The following is an 18,565-nucleotide window of genomic DNA, read 5'->3' as shown; positions in this document are numbered from 1 at the left end:
CAATGACGACTCACACTAAACAGATCGCAGCGGCAACCATTACCTGCCTGGCGTTGTTCTCTTCGGCGGTGCTGGCGGGCAATTCACCGGTACAGGGCGAGTGGCAAGTAGAGAAAGCGTTTATTAATACCGAAACAGAGCGCACCCTGAATTATCAGTTCAACGATGATCGCCTTGTCGGGCGCTTTCTGAGCGTGACGCCGCAAGGCATCAGCACTACGCTGCCGGGCGGCGCGAATTGCCAGTCGCCGGTGATGAAAGAAACGAGCAGTACACTGGATGCCTGGGTTGCAGCAACGCAATCCATCCCTGAAAAAGACGCGGCGAAAACCTATGAGCTGGGGTTAGACGGGAGCGCGAAAACGCAGGTCGAAAACATTACCTGCGCAGCGGGCCACTTTGCTAACGGCGATGCGGGTGGTGATGCCAGCCTGGCGTTAGTCAATCAGCGTTTACTGCTGAACTGGACGGATGGCACCATCCTGTTGCTCACGCCGGTGGATAAAAACAGCAAACCACAGGCATCGTTTGATTGTGCAAAAGCCGCTTCCGCGCCGGAAAAAGCAATTTGCGGCGATCGCGAACTGGCGTCACTGGATAACAGCGTTGCCCGTTCTTACCGATCATTTCGTAAAGAAGCCGTTTCGCTTGGCAATAAAGATCTGGAAAACAAACTGCAATCGCAGCAGAAAGCCTGGTTAAGCCAACGCAATAGCTGCAATAGCGATGTGCAATGCCTGAAAAAATCGATGAATGATCGTCTGGAAACGCTGGCGCACAGCCTGGATGGGGTCTGAGTCGTAGCTGGTAATAAGGGGATGGCGGGCTGCCATCCCTGCTAAGCAGTAAACCTTGTACCTATTGCGCAATCGAATAACGAACTGGCGGCCTGGGATCGCAGCGTGACCGATGCCTACACTATTCAGTTGCAGCAACAGCAAGAAATTGACCCGGCGGATAAAACCGCGTTGGCGGGCATGAAAGCGGCGCAGCGCGACTGGCTTAAAAAACGCAACCAGTGCCAGACAGACGCGGCCTGCTTAACAAAATCAATGCAACAACGGAGCTTTGAATTGGTCAGTAAAATCCAGTAAAACAAGAGACTTATCCGGTGGCTGCGCCGGATTCGCGAACGTCGACCTTCTTTTCGCTTGTATTCAAACGCAGCCGTTTTAGCTAAAGCGGCACCGTTTGAGTGCACATAACTCCAGCAGGAATACGCGATGCGATTCACTATTATTACCAGTAAACCCGGTCATCAGCCGCCACAAAGTAGCTGCGACTTTTATCCCCCGGGCGGCACCATTGGCCGCGGCACGGACAACAATCTGGTGCTGCCGGACAATGACCGTTCCATTTCACGTTTGCAGGCGATTGTTCATATTGCCGGTAATGGCGAATGCCGCGTCACCAACCGTGGCAACGTGACCCGCGTTGTACTGAATGACATCCCCCTGGAGCGTGGTCGTCAGGTTGAGCTGCAGGATGGCGATATTCTTGGCATCGATGAATACCGTATTGAAGTCACCGATCTGATCCAGGATACCCGTCCTGTCACCCGTATGGCGGAAGAGATGTATCCGAAGCCAGCGCAGCCGCAGGTGGCAAAACCGGCACCTGCTCCGGCGCAGAAAAGCGCGCCAGAAGGCGCACCGGCGTCCGTGCCGACGGAAATCTGGGACAGCCTGATGCAGGAGTTTTCCATCTCCGACAGCATCTCCAGCAGCCGTGCGAAACCGCAGGACGCGCAAAATCTTAACCCGTTCGCCGCGCCGAAAGGGCCGGAACGTAACCCGGAAGATCCGCTGTCGCTGCTCAATAACAATGAACCGCTGGTAACGCCGAAATCGCTGGCCTCGGATCAGCTGTTTAACGACGAGCAGTTGTTTAAAAACGACAGCATTTTCAACGACTCCACACCTTCTGCGCTGGTGCCGCCGGTTGAACCGGCACAAAAATCGCACTCGCCGGATAGTGACGAACTCGATCCGCTGGCGCTGTTTGGCGGGAGCGGTAGCACGAAGCAAACCCGCAGCGACGATCCGCTTGGTCTGCTGAGCGGCGCGGTGCCGCTGGCGCATGCCGATGAACTGGCAGCGCAGAAACCGGCTGAACCGAAACCGATCATTACCGATCTGAACACGCCGGAGCCGCAGCCAACCACTCAGCCGATTATTACCGACCTGCGCCCGGAAGATTTAAGCTCGACGCCGCTGTTTGCCGACGACGCGCCGCTCGCCGCGCCGGAAGAGGTGCAGGAGCCGCAGGATTACGCCGGTATCACGCTGCCAACACCGCAGGCGGTACAGCGCAGCGCAGCGCAAACACCGAAAGGGCGTCTGCGTATCGACCCGGTACAAAGTAATGGCGCCAAAAGCGCGCCGTCTGCCAGCACCGGCGACAGCGGTGATGTACTGAAAGGCGAACTGCTCGACGCGCTGCTGGAAGGCATGGGGCTTAGCGATATGCAGCCAGTGCCGCAGTTCGATAAAGAAAACATGCGCCAGTTTGGTCAGATGCTGAGCATGTTCTCGCAGGGTACGGTCGCGCTGTTGTCGTCGCGTTCTATTCTCAAACGCGGTGTAAAAGCGGACATGACGATGGTGCTGGACGATGCGAACAACCCGTTCAAACTGTTGCCGTCCGGTAAAACCGTATTAATGCAGATGTTCGGTACGCGTATGCCTGGTTTTATGCCGCCGAAAAAATCGGTGCGTGATGCGCTGATTGATTTGCAGGCGCACCAGCTGGGGATGATCTCCGGTATCCGCGCGATTATCGCCGCCATGTTGCAGCAATTTAATCCGGAGCAACTGGAAGATGACGCCAAACGCGACGGCGCAACCGCGCGGCTTGGCGTGCTCTCTAACCGTAAAGCCGCGTTATGGGATTACTACGTACGTACCTACGCCCAGACGGCCGGTGAGATTGACGATGACTTCCACACCCTGTTTGGCGAAGCGTTTCTCCACGCTTACGACATGGAAGTCAACCAGTACAAAGACTCACAAAGCGGATCGGAAGAATGAATATCAGCACGGCCTCTATTTCGCGACAGGGCGAACGTGCCAGTAATCAGGATCAGACCGGGGAAACCATCGGCGAGCGCGCCGCCTGCTTTGTGGTCTGCGACGGCATCGCCGGTTTACCCGGCGGTGACGTGGCGGCGCAACTGGCGCGAAATGCCATTATCACCCGGTTCGACGGTGATGAGCACCTCAATGCCCAGTACATTCGTCAATACGTGAACGGCGCTAACCGCGCCATCCGCGAAGAGCAAAAAGCGGTGCAGGATTATCACCGCATGGGCACCACCATGGTGAGCCTGTTTATCGACCGCGATTACCAGCTCGCCTACTGGGCGCACGCCGGTGACAGCCGGTTGTATCTGTTTCGTCGCGGCTGGCTTTACCACGTCACCACCGATCACAGCCTGGTGCAGCAGATGAAAGACGCCGGGCACCAGACCGAAGGCATCAACGGTAACTTGCTCTATTTCGCGCTGGGATTGGGCGAGGATGAGCGTGAACCGAGCTACAGTGATGTGGTGCCGATTGAAGATGGCGACGCGTTTTTGCTGTGTACGGATGGTTTCTGGCACGGCGTCACCGAGGAGCAGATGCAACAGTCGCTGCACATGGTCAATACGCCTGATGAGTGGCTGACGTTGATGAATCAAATCCTGCTGAAAAACGGTGTCGGGGCGCAGACCCAGCAGGACAACTATAGCGCCGTAGCGGTGTGGATGGGCACGCCTCAGGAGACGACGCTTTTGCATACGCTCTCTGAAGCCGCGCAGTTTTTCCCTCTTCGTGATTGATACAGCTTACAAGGACTTTTATGAAACTTTGGCTACCGGGTTTGGCCCTGCTGGCAGTGTGTGGCAGCGTGCAGGCAGAAAACTACCGCATCGTGCAATCGCCTTCGCAAAAACTGGATGTCTGGATCGACAACATCGCCGATAACACGCCAAAAAGCTGGTGTGCGAAGACGCTGCCGTTGCGCATTGTCGCCAGCGGCGATAAAAAACCCTCGGTACTGAATAGCTTTTTACCGCGTCTGGGCGCGCTGCTGGAAAACCAGTGCGGCACGCTGACTCAGGTGCGCTGGAAACTGACCGACCCACAAGGCACGACGCTGGCAGAAGGCACCGCCGATAAAGCCAAAGAGTGGGACCCGGTAGTCACGTCAACCGGTGCGACTAACGCGCCCGCCACTACCCAGACTTCCGGGCTGATTGCGCCAGCCGGACGCGCCGAAGATCTTTCCCCCGCCGCTAACCGCGCGCCATGGCAGGAGTTCACCCTGCAGGATGGTTGCCATTTGCGCACCTTCTGGCAGGGCGGTGCCAGTACGCCTGCGCTGTTTATTCCTGCTAAAGAAGATGGCAAGTGTGAGAAGGGCGGCTGGCTGAACGGGCGCAGCGTGGTGACGCAACTCAGCAACGGCGTGGAAAAGAAAATCACCATGACCTTTGTGCATGGTTTCCCGGTCAGCGGTCTGAATGCCAGTGTGGATGCGGATCGCCTGTTGATCACCACCGTCAACAACGAACGTATGGTGGTCAGCGAAGGTACGCTAGCGCAGAGCTGGATGATCCTGCCGTATGTCGACAGCCTGAATGGCTGGCAGGCCAACGGCACCGTGGCGGTGGAGATCTCCCGCGATGTGGCAAATGACCAGGCGCGTTTACAGGCGCGTATTGATGAAGTGCGCAAAGCGTGGACGCCGTGGTTTGAACCGGGTACGCATCTGAACATTTTGCTGATTGACTCGCTGCACCCGCAGCTGCGCAACCCGGCGGTTGGCACCTACAAAACGGTTAATTAAGGAGCGGCGATGAATACGTTGTTTCAACAGCTGGCGGGCGAATCGTTGCAGGAAAGCCTGGCGCAGCTCGAAAGCCGTATCCGCACACAGCCGGGCGACGCCGATCTGCGCGCCGCTTTTGCCCAACTGTTGTGCCTCGATGGTAACTGGTCGCGCGCGCTGGCGCAGTTAAAAAGCTGGCAGGCGTTAAAACCGCAGGCACAGCCAACTGTTACGCTGCTGGAGCAGGCGATTGAAGGCGAACGCCAGCGCGCGGAAGTGATGGCCGGGCGCGCGCGTCCGGTTACGCCGGATCAACAATGGCCGTGGCTGGCGTCAATGGTCAGCGCGCTGGATCCGGAAGCGGCGAATGCCGGCGCGGATCGTGAAACCGCCCTGGAAATGGCCGACGCCAATCCTGGCCAGTTAACGACGCAGGACGGTCAAACCCTGAGTTTTGACTGGCTGATGGATGGCGACTGCCGCTTTGGCCCGGTCTGCGAAGCTATCGTCAATGGCCGTTATTTTTGGCTGCCGTTCAGCGCCATTTCCGCGATGCAATTCCAGCCCCCGGCCAGCGTCACCGATTTAGTGTGGCGTCACACGCTGGTGCGCTTACAGGATGGCAGCGAACAGGTGTGCCAGATCCCGGCGCGCTACCCGCTGGATGTCAATGCCGATGACCGCTTCAAGCTGTGTCGCGTCACCGAATGGCAACAGTTGCCTGGCGATGCGCCGCACTATATCGGGCAGGGACAAAAAGTGTGGCTTAACGACAGCGCTGAATATTCGCTGCTCGATCTGGCAACCCTCAGTTTCAACGTGGAAGCCGCAGATGAGTAACTCTGCGCATGATGAAGAGAGCGACCTGCTGCGTAGCGGCTGGCGCTCACGGCGCGGGAAAGAGACCGTTGGTGCGCGCGATAAAATGCAGCCGTCGCTGCTCGATCGCCTGACGGATGACGCGCCGGACAAAGCGCAGGAGCCGGTGAACAGCAATCTGGTTTCGCACTCCGCGCTGCGCCGCCATGTGCTGCGCGATTTGCAGTGGCTTTTCAACACCATTAATAACGAAGCGCAACAGGATCTCTCAGGTTTTGACCAGGTGCGACGTTCGGTGGTGAACTTTGGCGTGTCGCCGCTGGCGGGTAAGCGCATGTCGGATATCGAATGGCAGGATATCCAGCGCAAACTGACCGACGCGATTTTGCATTTTGAACCGCGCATTCTTCCGCAAGGATTGCAGGTGCGCTGCATCTCCGATACCCAGTCGCTGGATCTGCATAACGTCCTGTCGATTGAGATCAAAGGGCGCCTGTGGTGCGTGCCTTATCCGTTGGAGTTCCTGTTTCGTACCGATGTGGATCTGGAAAACGGCCATTTCGAGCTGAAAGACGCGGGGTAACGATGGACAGCAAATTACTCGAATATTACAACCGCGAACTGGCCTGGCTGCGCGAAATGGGCCAGGAATTCGCCGGACGCTACCCGAAAGTTGCCGGGCGTCTGGGCATGCGCGGCATGGACGTCTCCGACCCGTATGTCGAACGCCTGATGGAAGGTTTTGCCTTTCTGACCTCGCGTGTGCAGTTAAAAATGGACGCCGAGTTCCCGCGCTTCTCCCAGCGTTTGCTGGAAATGGTCGCACCGAATTACCTCGCGCCCACGCCGTCCATGGCGATCGCCGAACTGCAACCGGACAGCGCGAAAGGCGATTTAAGCAACGGTTTTGTGGTGCCGCGCGGCACCATGATGGACAGCCAGGTGATGAAAAAGAACGGTGTCACCTGTAGTTACACCACCGCGCATGATGTCACGCTGCTGCCGCTGAAAATCAGCCAGGTGGAACTGGGCGGCGTACCCGCCGATCTGCCGCTGGCGCAGGTTGGTTTAAGCCAGCGCGGGGCGCAAAGCGCACTGCGCATTCGCCTGAGTTGCGACGGCCCGGTCAACCTCAGCCACCTTGATTTCGACCGTCTGGAGTTCTTTTTAAGCGGCCCGGATATGCAGGCGCTGAAACTTCTCGAACTGATCATGGGTCACCAGGTCGGGATGCTGTGTCAGGCGAACGGGCAGAAAACCCCGCCGCTGGTGCTGGCCGACGATGCGCTGCGCCAGGAAGGGTTCAGCGCAGACCAGGCGCTGCTGCCGGACGATCTGCGCAACTTTGACGGCTACCGTCTGTTGCAGGAGTACTTTGCTTTTCCGTCGCGCTTCCTGTTTATCAGCCTGCATGGCTTGCGCACGATGCTGGCGCAAAGCGGCGAAGCGAAGTCCTTCGATATCATCATCCTGCTCGACAAAGCCGATGCGCAGCTTGAGCGGGTGGTGGATAAAAGCCATCTCGCGCTGCACTGCACGCCGGTGATTAATCTGTTCCCGAAAGTGGCGGAACGCCAGAAGCTGAGCGACAGCCTGCATGAGTACCATCTGGTGGTCGATAATATTCGCCCGCTGGATTACGAGATTTACGCCGTGACCAAAATTCACGCCAGCATTGATGGCCAGCGTGATGAGCAAACATTTCGCCCGTTCTGGAGTAGCTGGAGCGAGGACGAGGGCAACTACGGCGCCTACTTTTCGCTGCGCCGCGAGCAGCGCGCGTTATCAGAACATGCGCAGCGTTACGGCACGCGTACCGGCTACATCGGATCTGAAGTGTTCGCCTCGCTGGTGGATGAACAGCATGCGCCGTGGCGTGAAGAATTACGCTACATCACCGCCGAAGTGCTGTGCACCAGCCGCGATCTGCCGCTAATGTTGCAGCAGGATATCGGCCAGTTTGTGTTACCGGATTCACTGCCGGTCAAAACCTTACAACTGCGAAAAGGCCCGACGCCGCCGCGTCCGGCGCTGGCGGAAGGGCTGAGCACCTGGCGGCTGATCAGTCAGTTGCAGATGAACTATTTAAGCCTGATGGATGGCGAAGACGGCGCGGGCGCCGCGGCGCTGCGCCAGTTGCTGGGACTCTATACCCGGCTGGCGGAAGCGCCGGTCGCGCGTCAGATTGAAGGCGTGCGCCACTGTGTGCTCGAACCGGTACATCGCCGGGTGCCGGAACCGGGGCCGATTGTTTTCGCGCGCGGTATTGGCATCACGCTGACGGTCGATGAGCAGGCCTTCTCCGGCTTCAGCCCGTATCTTTTTGGCAGCGTACTGGAGCGTGTTTTTGCCCGTCTGGTCGGCATGAACAGCTTTACCGAGTTCACGCTTAAGAGCCAGCAGCGCGGGGAAGTGGGTTACTGGCCGCCGCGCATGGGCAAGAGGGCGCTGATATGACCGAAACGCTGAGCAGCGCGCCGGTCATTACGCGCGCCAGTGCGTTGCCGGAGGCGTTCTGGCAAAACGTGATGGCGACGCCGTGGCGTTACGATCTGTTTACGCTGCTGCGCCGCGTCGATGCGCGAGGCGGCGAGCGTTACCCGCTGGGGCGCGCGCCGCTACCGCGATTCGAACCGTTGCGCATTGGTCAAACCCCCTCGCTTGGCTTTGCGCCGTCGACGCTGTCAAGCGTGCGCCAGCGCGAAAACTCGTCGCTGTATGACGTATCGATTCTGAGTTTTGGCCTGTTTGGCCCCAACGGCCCGCTGCCGGTTCACCTGACTGAATATGCCAGCGAGCGTATCGCGCACCACCAGGATGACAGCCTGAGTGCCTTCGCCGATCTCTTTCATCACCGCCTGGCGCTGCTGTTTTATCGCGCCTGGGCTGATGCGCAGCCGACCGTTTCACTGGATCGCCAGGACAATAAACGGTTTGAGCAGTACATCGCCTCGCTGATCGGCATGGGCCAGCCCGGACAACTGGAAAAAGGCAGCTTAAGCCCGCATGCGCGCTTTGCTCTGGCCGGACATCTGACCCGCAACGGACGCGACCCGGAAGGGCTGGAGAAGATCCTGCGCAGCTATTTCAACGTGCCGGTCACCATTGTCGAAAACGTGCCGCAGTGGATGCCGCTTAGCGAACGTGAACGCGCGCGCTTACAGGGCGGGCGACACGCGCCGCGCCTCGGGCAGTCGGCGTTTCTTGGCGAAGCCGTGCGCGATGTGTGCCATAAGTTTCGCATCGAAATTGGCCCGCTTCCCGTCGATACCTACCGGCGCTTTATGCCGGGTGAAAAAGATGTTGCCGCGTTACGCGACTGGGTGCGCCAGTATCTGGGCATTGAGTACCAGTGGGCGGTGAAAGTGATTTTGCGCAGTGAAGATGTCGCCGGTGCCACGCTTGGCGGCGCCGGGCGTCTGGGTTACAGCGCCTGGCTTGGCGCTCAGCCGACGCCACAAGCGCGAGGAGATTTGGTTTTCAGCCCGGAGGGGTAACCTCCGTTGTTAGTTTCCTGGTCTGACGTACGCACACATCCTGCATGTCGTATCGCGCGACGAGCTGGCTTGTCAGGATGACTGCACACTAATTATGAATAATGGATGAACTCATGTCAGAAATCAGCCGCGCCGTTCTGTTCGGCAAACTCGATACGCTGTTATTTACCTCGCTGGAAAGCGCCACCGCCTTTTGCAAGCTGCGTGGCAACCCGTATGTGGAGCTGGTTCACTGGCTGCATCAACTGATGCAACAGACGGACGGCGATCTGCAGCAGGTTATTCGCCACTTTTCGCTGGATGAAGAGGCGCTGACGCGCGATATCGTCGCGGCGCTGGACAAACTGCCGCGCGGCGCAAGTTCGGTTTCCGACTTGTCAGAACACATTGATACCGCCGTTGAACGCGCGTGGGTGTATGGCTCGTTAAAATATGGCGTGACGCGCATTCGCGGCGGCCATCTGCTGGCCGGGATCCTGAAAACCTGGAGCCTGGCGAACGTGCTGAAAGGCATTTCGCCGCAGTTTGAGCGTATCAGCGCCGATGCGTTGCTGGATAACTTCGACGCCATTTTCGCCAACAGCAAAGAGAGCCAGCAAGTGACCGTGGCGCTGAACGATGCCGCAGGCGCGGGCGTACCGCAGCAGCAGGGAACACTGGCGCAGTATGGTCAGGATCTGACCGCCCGGGCGCGCGACGGCAAAATCGATCCGGTAGTGGGGCGTGATGAAGAGATCCGCCAGATGGTGGATATTTTGATGCGCCGTCGCCAGAACAACCCGCTGCTGACCGGGGAAGCGGGTGTCGGTAAAACCGCGGTGGTTGAAGGGCTGGCGCTGCGCATTGCCGCAGGCGATGTACCGGAGCCGCTGGAAAATGTGCAACTGTGGCTACTTGATATCGGTATGTTGCAGGCGGGCGCGGGTATGAAAGGCGAGTTTGAAGCGCGTTTACAGTCGCTGATTAACGAAGTGCAATCGAGCCCGACGCCGATCATTCTGTTTATCGACGAAATCCACACGCTGATTGGCGCAGGCGGTCAGCAGGGCACGGGCGATGCCGCTAACCTGCTGAAACCGGCGCTGGCGCGTGGTCAGCTTCGCACCATCGGCGCGACCACTTGGGCGGAATACAAAAAATACATCGAGAAAGATCCGGCGCTGACCCGCCGTTTCCAGACCGTACAAGTCGCGGAACCCGACGAAGAAAAAGCGGTGCTGATGCTGCGCAGCACCGTGTCCGCCCTGGAAAAACACCATCGCGTGCTGCTGCTGGATGAGGCGGTTGTCGCGGCGGTGAAACTCTCGCACCGCTACATTCCGGCACGCCAGTTACCGGATAAAGCCGTTGCGCTGCTCGATACCGCCTGTGCGCGCGTCGCGGTAAGCCAAAGTTCACCGCCGCCGCAGTTAGAAGATTGCCTGCACCGCATTGCTGCGCTGGATGTGGAGATTGAGATTGCCAACCGTGAAGCGAAAATGGCGACCGGGGAAAGCGATCGGGTGGAAAAATTGCAGGTCGAGCTGGAAAAACTGGCGCAACAACGCGACGAACTGACGGCGCGCTGGGAGCAGGAGCAGGCGCTGGTTGACGCGATTATTGCGCTGCGCGCGCAGTTGCACACCTCGCCGGAAGAGTCGCTGGCCGATTTACGCGCCACGCTGACGCAACAGCAGGCCGAACTGCGAACGCTTCAGGGTGACGCGCCGCTGCTGTTTACCTCGGTCGATGCCAACGTGGTGGCGGCAGTGGTTTCCGACTGGACCGGCATCCCGCTGGGCCGGATGGTGAAAAACGAAATCGACGCGGTGTTAAAACTGGCCGATACCTTGAACGAGCGCGTGATTGGACAGCGCCACGGTCTGGAGCTGATTGCCAAACGCGTGCAGACCTCGCGCGCGCGGCTGGACGATCCGAACAAACCGGTAGGCGTCTTTATGCTGTGCGGCCCGTCTGGTGTCGGTAAAACCGAAACCGCGCTGGCGCTGGCGGAGTCGCTGTACGGCGGCGAGCAGAACGTTATCACCATCAACATGAGTGAATTCCAGGAAGCGCACACGGTTTCCACGCTGAAAGGTGCGCCTCCGGGCTATGTGGGTTACGGTGAAGGCGGTGTGTTAACCGAAGCGGTGCGCCGCCGTCCTTACAGCGTGGTGCTGCTCGATGAGATCGAAAAAGCCCACCCGGATGTGCATGAAATCTTCTTCCAGGTGTTTGATAAAGGCTGGATGGAAGATGGCGAAGGCCGCCATATTGATTTCCGTAACACCATTATTATTCTCACCTCCAACGTCGGGACAGAGCTGATTACCGGCATGTGCGCCGATCCGGAACTGATGCCGGAACCGGATGCCCTGCGCGACGCGCTGCGCCCGCCGCTGTTGCAGGTTTTCCCGCCCGCGCTGCTGGGCCGTTTGCTGGTGGTGCCGTACTACCCGCTCAGCGACGAGATGCTGGCGATGATTGTGCGCCTGCAGCTTAAACGCATTCAGCGCCGTCTGGCGGACAACCACGGCATTGTGTCGGAAGTGGACGACAGCGTGGTGGCGCAAATTGTTGCCCGCTGTACGGAAGTCGAATCAGGCGGCCGTATGGTGGACGCCATCCTTACCAATACACTGCTGCCGCTGATGAGCCAGCTATTACTCGACGCCAGCGCGCGCGACGAGCAATATAAGCGCTTACGGGTCACGTTTGAGCAGGGTGAGTTTCACTGTCAGTTTGCGGCGTAAAGCCATTATCAAGAGAGTTTTCCAATATGACGGATCACGATAACAACCGGAGTGTACCGAATGCGCTGCCACCGGGATATCGCTTCAACGAGTTCGAAATTTTAGAAGTGATCGGCGGCGGTGGTTTTGGCATCGTCTATCGCGCCAAGGATCACCAGCTTGAGCGAACCATCGCGATTAAAGAATTTATGCCGTCGTCGCTGGCGGTACGTAATGATGACATGACGCTGGTGCTGCGCAGCGAGCGCTTCAGTAAAGCGTTTACCGCCGGACTGAACAGTTTCATTCAGGAGGCGCGTCTGCTGGCGCGCTTCAACCACCCGAACCTGCTGCATGTGCTGCGCTTCTGGGTACAGAACGACACCGCCTACATGGGAACGGTGTTTTACAGCGGTACCACGCTTTCCCGCCTGCGTGAAAAGAACCCGACGCTGATTAATGAAGCGTGGATCCGCCGCATGCTGCCGATGCTGCTGGGGGCGATCAAAACCATTCATGACGAAGGCTATCTGCACCGTGATATCTCGCTGGATAACATCCAGATTCAGGATAACGGTCTGCCGGTGTTGCTCGATTTTGGTTCTGCGCGCCGCAGTATTGGCTCGGTATCCGATGAAACCGAAACCATGCTGCGTCCGGGTTATGCGCCAATTGAGCAATACACCGACGACAACGAAAGCGAGCAGGGGCCGTGGACCGATATTTACGCCCTTGGCGCGGTACTGCACACGCTGATTATTGGCTCACCGCCGCCGGTAAGCGTGGTGCGCAGTATTCAGGACACTTATGTCCCGCTGACGCAGCGCGGTTTGCCGGGGTATTCACACACGCTGTTGCAGGCGGTGGACCGCGCGCTGTCGCTGAAAATGGAAGACCGTCCGCAAACGGTGGATGAATTCGCTGCGCTGATTGAAATGCCGGTCGCCGGCATCGACGACGTCATGAGCGTAAAACAGCCGGGTACCATGCTGGTGCCGGTGGAAGAAACAGCGGAAAAAACCGATGCGCTGAGTAGCGTGAAACGTTACAAAGTGCCGGGGCTGGTGGCGGCGGGCGTGATCGTTGGGGTGATTGCGGGGGCGGTGCTGTTTGGCGGGAGTTCCTCGCCGGACACGGCGGCGACGCAAAATGCCAGCAACACCAATCAGCAGCAAACCACGCAGCAGGTCGCTGAGCCGCCGCGCCAGAGCGTGCAGGAGACAACCACCGCAGCTGCGGCGACGCCTTCGCAAACTACGCAGGCACAAAGCCAGACCACGGCACCTGCGGTACAGGAGCCGGTTGCGCAGATTTTTGTGCGTATGAACGAGGGCGAAAAACTGACGCTCAACGGCGAAGCGCAGTCTGTTTCTCCGGCCACTAACGGTTTTGCTTCGCTGAAGCTGCAACCGGGGCGTTACAACCTGGTGTTGCAGGGCAATGGTCAGACCCGCAGCCAGACCATTACTATTGGGCAGCCAGGCACCTGGCTTATTAACCCGCAAGCGCAATAGTGATGATTCCTCCGGGCTGACGCCCGGTAGCGTGCGGGAAGCCATTCCCGCGCGCGTCATTTTTCACATTGCATGATGGTGCAATGTCTTCTTGTAGCAATAACAACGCTCGTCTCGCTCGTTATATTAAAAAGACAGAACTATGAATTTATTAACACACAGCAATCAGGGTGGCGGTGAATTTACGTTTGTCGTATCGCGAAGTAATGCAAAAGCTGACGATAAAGTTCACGCCCTCGCAGCCCGAAAAACGCGTGAACTGGAGATGACGCTCATTGATTTTCATCTTGAATCGTCGGAAATGCTGGAAGTGGACGGTTATCCCGCCGTGGAGCTCTTCTACCAGTTCAAAAATGACAACCACGTTATCTTCCAGCGGCAGACGTTAATTTTGCTCGACGATCCCGCCGGTAAAAAAATGGTGAGCTACGTAGGCACCTGCCCCGGCGAATTCAGCGAAGAACACCAAAAGCAATATCAACAAATTATCCAGAGTATTAAATTTCATCGCGCAAAATAGCGTACAGATTTTACCATGCGCTGATTGCCGCTGACGGACATTGAGTAGGGATCTCTTGTTATGCAGAACAGAATCACGGTCAGGCTGCCGGTCGACGGCCTGCTTTTCTGGAAACTCTCCGGGCGCGAGGCGCTGTCGGAGTCATTTACGCTGGCGCTGACGGTGCTGAGTACCGATGCGCGCGTCGACCGCAGCAAGCTGCTGGGCCAGCCGGTGACCGTCAATATTCCCACCCAGGGAACGGGCACGCGCTATATCAACGGCAAAATCACCCGCGTGGCGGTGAGCGCCGTGGAACTTTCCGGAACGCGTTACGCGGTGTATCAGCTCACCGTGGAGCCGGATTTGTGGCCGATGAAACGCGACCGCAACCTGCGTATCTTCCAGGGCCAGACTGCGCCGCAGATTGTGAAAACGCTGCTCGGCGAATATCAGGTGAACGTGGAAGATAAGCTGACCGGCAGTTACCGCACCTGGGATTACTGCGTGCAGTACCAGGAATCGAGCCTCGATTTCATCAGCCGTCTGATGGAGCTTGAAGGCATCGCCTACCATTTCCGCCACGAAGCCGACCGCCATGTGCTGGTGCTGACCGACGCGGCGACGGAACATCAGCCTTTCAGCGGCTATGAAACCATTCCCTATCACCAGACGCCGTCCGGCGGCAGCACGGACGAAGAGGGCATCAGCCAGTGGGCGCTGGAGGACAGCGTGACGCCGGGCATTTACAGCCTCGACGATTATGACTTCCGCAAACCAAACGCGTGGCTGTTCCAGGCGCGGCAGAACCCGGCGTCACCGCAGCCGGGCAGCATTGATGTTTATGACTGGCCGGGGCGCTTTGTCGAGCACGGTCACGGGGAGTATTACGCGCGTATCCGCCAGGAGCGCTGGCAGGTGGAGCACCAGCAGATTCAGGGCACCGCCACGGCGATTGGCGTGGCACCGGGAAACACCTTTGCGCTGTATAACGCGCCGTTTTTCAGCGATAACGGCGAGTACCTGACCACCGAAGCGAACTACTTTTTCGAGGAAAACCGCTATGCCAGCGGTTCCGATGGCGAAACGGTGCACCGTATCGATTTCACCGTGATTCCGTCGACGGTGGTGTTCCGCCCGGCGGCGGTGACGGCGTGGCCGAAGACCTACGGTCCGCAGACGGCGAAAGTGGTCGGGCCGCAGGGCGAGAGTATCTGGACGGATAAATATGGCCGGGTGAAGGTGAAATTCCACTGGGACCGGCTGGCGAAAGGCGATGACACCAGCTCCTGCTGGGTGCGTGTGTCGAGTGCCTGGGCGGGGCAGGGCTTCGGCGGGGTGCAAATCCCGCGCGTGGGCGACGAAGTGGTGATCGACTTTATCAACGGCGACCCGGACCGGCCGATCGTCACCGGGCGTGTCTATAACGAATCCAGCATGCCGCCGTGGTCACTGCCGGACGACTCAACGCGCATGGGCTTTATGACCCGCAGTAAAGACGGTAGCAAAGACAACGCCAGCTACCTGTTTTTTGAGGATCGGTTAGGCAGTGAATCCGTCGATCTGCATTCGGAACGCGATATGAATGTATCGGTTGAAGGTGTTCATAATGAAGTTGTGCACCAGCAAACGATATACACGCACAAGAATACCCGTTCGGTAACCGTTGATGATCACGATACGCAGACCTTTAATAAGGGCCAGACCATCTCGATTACCGCTAAAGGACGCGAAGAGACAATCGTTGATAACGAGAAAAAGTCTGTTACGGGGTTCTCAGATAACAGCTACACGAGCAATTTGGTGTTTAAAACCGATGCGAGTGTAAGTACGACTGCTGCCGCGAAAATAATGTATGAAGTTCCGGAAGTCGTATTTGGGCAAGTTATCGATGCACAGGGTAATGAAAGTTCTGTGACGCCCGTGCCTTTTGATATAAAGCAGACAAAAGGTCAAGTACTCGCACCTATGGGTACCGTTACAACAGCTGCAGATTTTTTATCATCTGCATCAAGCGCGGCTATTAGTGCTGCGACTAAAGTAACTTACAAGAAAGGTGTGGTAACAGATATTCAAGGTGTAGATAAGCTGACGGTTCATCAGAATCAAATCACTGACGTTAAGGGAAATGTCGCAAGAAGTATCACTGGGCAACTTAATGAAAATGTGTTTGGTGGCATGGACTTTTATTCCCCGAAAAAAATCACTATCAAAAGTGATGAAAAGGTTGAAATAATAAGTCCTTCTGAATACTTCGAATATAAAAATGCATCTTCAAGTCTGAAAATTAATGACATCTCAGTAAATATGACTTCAATCGGCGCCACTCCTATTTTAGGTGTTTCGGCTAATGGGTTAAAGCTCGAAAACGCAGGTGCGGTAATTAAGAAGGATGGCGGTAATATTATAATCCGCATTGGCGGTACTAATACGAGGATTACTACTATGTCTCAATTCATTAATGCATTAACATCTTTTTTATAAATGAGGGATTATGAGCTTTTTATCATATATTATGCCTAAGCTTGCTTGGTTTATTCCACTGTGCATACTGTTATTCGTTGGCTATGTTGTTCATAAGAATAGGCAGCGCGATGCATATGATGCATATATTAAAGAGCACGGTGTTAGTCTGGAAGCTGAAATATCAGATGTGGTTTATGACAAGATTCAAAGGATAAACAATTATTTTGTGGTGGTAGCTACGGTGAAATATAATTACAACGGAAAGAATATTACTTCTAAAAGAGGGCTTTCTTTCTTAGTAACCGATAAGGAAAAAATCGAACCTGGGAAAATTATAAAAATCAGAGTAAGTCGTGATATGCCAGAGCGGTTTTATTATGAGGAGTATCAAAATTATTAACAAAAAAGCTTAAGGTTAGTATACTTTATGATTTGTTAATTCAATTTTAGCTTCTTAGGCAATACCAGCACGATTAGGTTGTCACATATATAATCAAGGAATCTCTTCATGGGTTATTTGAAAGGACTGCATGTTGTATTGGTCGTGCTGGTAGTTGGTCTTATAGTTTATTTTATTTGTAGCGACATAGTTCGGGGCGTAATTAAAAGAGTAATTCTTAGAGATCCGGTCTATACCCATGCGACTATCTCTGCCGTTATGCCAGGAACTCCATCATCTGCCGGATTGGTTAACTTAACGATTGATTATGAATTTAAAGATCTAACTGGAGCGAACTATTCTCGCAAGAACGTACTGACAATAATTAAAACAATAAACCTTTTCGAATACCAGATCGGTAATACCGTTCCGGTTGTCTATTTACGGACTAATCCTGAAAAACATTTTCTGAACGAAGGGAAAGATGGCGTGTTAGTCAGGTGAATCTCTATTGTCACCATTCCATTCACGAATCCAAAATTTGGGTGTTAATCCGATTTGTTTATTTACATGACAGTGAATATGAGTGCTTTCACAGAAACTCCTTTAATAATTGGTGTTATCGTATCTATCCTGGGAATTATACTGGCCTTTTGATTATAAATAAAATCTATAACGCTTTTAAAACAATGAATAAAGATGCTTTTGAATTAATATCGTATGTATATATATTTTTTTTTGATATTATATTTCAGCTGAAGATATTCATTAAAAGCCATCATATCGACAAATATAAATCTTAAGAGGGCATAATGTTCACTGGCGATAATGTTGGCCTGATATTAAGTATTGCAGCGCCATGCTTCCTTATTTATTTAGTATTTCATATAGGGATGGTTCATGATGATTTTAAAAATAACGGTATAAGGACAGTTGCTAAGATAAACAATATCAAGCAAATATCCACTTCAGGAACGGGGTCGCCAAAATGTGTTTTTACACTTTTCTTTTACTACGCAAGACGGTCAAGAGATAACTCTGGAAAAAACACAGGTTGTTACTGTATTAGATATAATGCCTCTTGAGCGAGAGCGCAAAGTGGATATTTATTACAAGAAAGAAAATCTTAAAAAGTATGGCTTATACTTGAATCCGAAAGTCGCATAAAGTAATTACAAATGGTTTTGTCTGGGCGTTGTCACCGACAACGTCTCACTTCTACTATCGTGCTAAGCGCACGGTTATGTTAATTGAAGCAGAAAGTGCCATCTTCAACCACAACCAAACGAAAACCATCAAGAATGGATGTACGCTGAATATTACCCGCGGTGGCGTAAGTAATCTAAACAAGAAATTAACGGGTTAGCAGCTCTTTAAGGTTAATAGATGTCAGATTCAACTATGTGGTCTATTGCGCTCACTGTATTAATTATAGCCTGGCTTATTTATGGGATTATGAAGGCCGGTTATGATGATGACAAGTTTAGAGCTAAGGGCATTAAAGTAGAGGCAAGGATTGTTGATAAGAAAAATATCGGTGTATCCGGCACGGGTAATATTAAATATAAAGTTGTAGTGGAGTTTGAAACAAGAAATGGTGTCGTCAGAGCACAAACTAAAAGATATTTTACACCTGAGGACTTGATCAAAGTAATGAGAAAAAATACGGTGCAGTTATTTTATTTGCCAGAGGATCCTCAACAAATCTATTTGGTTCCTCAAGATATGGAATAGCCACTTTGTAAATGGTGACTCGAATCGAACAGTTGCAAAGTTAATCCTGATCGGCTTTTTTAAAGGTCGGAGGCTATAAAGCTATCGCTTTTAAATTGAGTTCATTCTTTTTTAAAGTGAAAAATTAATTTATA

Annotated in this window: 16 protein-coding genes; all 16 read left to right on the top strand. The window is 54.7% G+C overall.

Annotated features, from left to right (window positions below):
• Positions 1-2 precede the first annotated feature (2 nt).
• The 16 genes from IP581_RS13150 to IP581_RS13075 all read left to right on the top strand — a co-directional run bounded on the left by IP581_RS13150 (position 3) and on the right by IP581_RS13075 (position 18,431).
• Positions 3-797 (top strand): lysozyme inhibitor LprI family protein, encoded by a 795-nt coding sequence (locus IP581_RS13150; protein ID WP_193820587.1) that lies wholly within the window; start codon positions 3-5, stop codon positions 795-797.
• A 63-nt stretch (positions 798-860) separates the two neighbouring features.
• A complete protein-coding gene (locus IP581_RS13145) occupies positions 861-1,094 on the top strand; it encodes a lysozyme inhibitor LprI family protein (protein ID WP_407659153.1) in 234 nt (77 codons plus the stop codon).
• Between the two features lie 129 nt (positions 1,095-1,223).
• Complete coding sequence (gene tagH / locus IP581_RS13140) at positions 1,224-3,029, top strand: type VI secretion system-associated FHA domain protein TagH (RefSeq protein WP_086874135.1); 1,806 nt, start codon at positions 1,224-1,226, stop codon at positions 3,027-3,029.
• Positions 3,026-3,820 (top strand): PP2C family protein-serine/threonine phosphatase, encoded by a 795-nt coding sequence (locus IP581_RS13135; RefSeq protein ID WP_017457022.1) that lies wholly within the window; start codon positions 3,026-3,028, stop codon positions 3,818-3,820. The genes tagH and IP581_RS13135 overlap by 4 nt, the downstream gene beginning before the upstream one ends.
• Positions 3,821-3,840: 20 nt before the next feature.
• Positions 3,841-4,830 carry a hypothetical protein gene (locus IP581_RS13130; protein WP_086874136.1) on the top strand — a complete coding sequence of 330 codons (990 nt, stop codon included), beginning with the start codon at positions 3,841-3,843 and terminating at the stop codon, positions 4,828-4,830.
• A gap of 9 nt (positions 4,831-4,839) precedes the next feature.
• Positions 4,840-5,652: a type VI secretion system accessory protein TagJ gene (locus tag IP581_RS13125; protein WP_097399609.1), complete on the top strand. Its 813-nt coding sequence runs from the start codon at positions 4,840-4,842 to the stop codon at positions 5,650-5,652.
• The gene (tssE, locus tag IP581_RS13120; RefSeq protein ID WP_097399610.1) at positions 5,645-6,214 is read left to right on the top strand and encodes a type VI secretion system baseplate subunit TssE; all 570 of its coding nucleotides are present in this window, start codon (positions 5,645-5,647) and stop codon (positions 6,212-6,214) included. The genes IP581_RS13125 and tssE overlap by 8 nt, the downstream gene beginning before the upstream one ends.
• A 2-nt stretch (positions 6,215-6,216) precedes the next feature.
• Positions 6,217-8,088, top strand: coding sequence for a type VI secretion system baseplate subunit TssF (tssF, locus tag IP581_RS13115; protein WP_193820585.1), 1,872 nt, complete (start codon positions 6,217-6,219; stop codon positions 8,086-8,088).
• Positions 8,085-9,128, top strand: a complete 1,044-nt coding sequence (tssG, locus tag IP581_RS13110) for a type VI secretion system baseplate subunit TssG (protein ID WP_193820584.1) — start codon at positions 8,085-8,087, stop codon at positions 9,126-9,128. Before tssF ends, tssG begins: the two co-directional genes overlap by 4 nt.
• A gap of 113 nt (positions 9,129-9,241) precedes the next feature.
• The gene (gene tssH / locus IP581_RS13105) at positions 9,242-11,860 is read left to right on the top strand and encodes a type VI secretion system ATPase TssH (RefSeq protein ID WP_193820583.1); all 2,619 of its coding nucleotides are present in this window, start codon (positions 9,242-9,244) and stop codon (positions 11,858-11,860) included.
• Positions 11,861-11,886: 26 nt separating this feature from the next.
• Positions 11,887-13,353 (top strand): serine/threonine protein kinase, encoded by a 1,467-nt coding sequence (locus IP581_RS13100; protein WP_193820582.1) that lies wholly within the window; start codon positions 11,887-11,889, stop codon positions 13,351-13,353.
• 142 nt (positions 13,354-13,495) lie between these two features.
• Positions 13,496-13,873 carry a DcrB-related protein gene (locus IP581_RS13095; protein WP_016495669.1) on the top strand — a complete coding sequence of 126 codons (378 nt, stop codon included), beginning with the start codon at positions 13,496-13,498 and terminating at the stop codon, positions 13,871-13,873.
• 60 nt (positions 13,874-13,933) lie between these two features.
• Positions 13,934-16,336: a type VI secretion system Vgr family protein gene (locus tag IP581_RS13090; protein WP_228007766.1), complete on the top strand. Its 2,403-nt coding sequence runs from the start codon at positions 13,934-13,936 to the stop codon at positions 16,334-16,336.
• 10 nt (positions 16,337-16,346) lie between these two features.
• On the top strand, positions 16,347-16,718 hold the full coding sequence (locus tag IP581_RS13085; protein WP_065368302.1) for a hypothetical protein: 372 nt from the start codon (positions 16,347-16,349) through the stop codon (positions 16,716-16,718).
• A gap of 108 nt (positions 16,719-16,826) precedes the next feature.
• Positions 16,827-17,201, top strand: a complete 375-nt coding sequence (locus tag IP581_RS13080) for a hypothetical protein (RefSeq protein ID WP_097399614.1) — start codon at positions 16,827-16,829, stop codon at positions 17,199-17,201.
• A gap of 882 nt (positions 17,202-18,083) precedes the next feature.
• The gene (locus IP581_RS13075; protein WP_193820581.1) at positions 18,084-18,431 is read left to right on the top strand and encodes a DUF3592 domain-containing protein; all 348 of its coding nucleotides are present in this window, start codon (positions 18,084-18,086) and stop codon (positions 18,429-18,431) included.
• Positions 18,432-18,565: the final 134 nt, after the last annotated feature.

Source organism: Kosakonia pseudosacchari, from assembly GCF_015167415.1.
Classification (GTDB): Bacteria; Pseudomonadota; Gammaproteobacteria; order Enterobacterales; family Enterobacteriaceae; genus Kosakonia; species Kosakonia pseudosacchari.
This window is presented reverse-complemented; position numbering and strand designations above follow the sequence as displayed.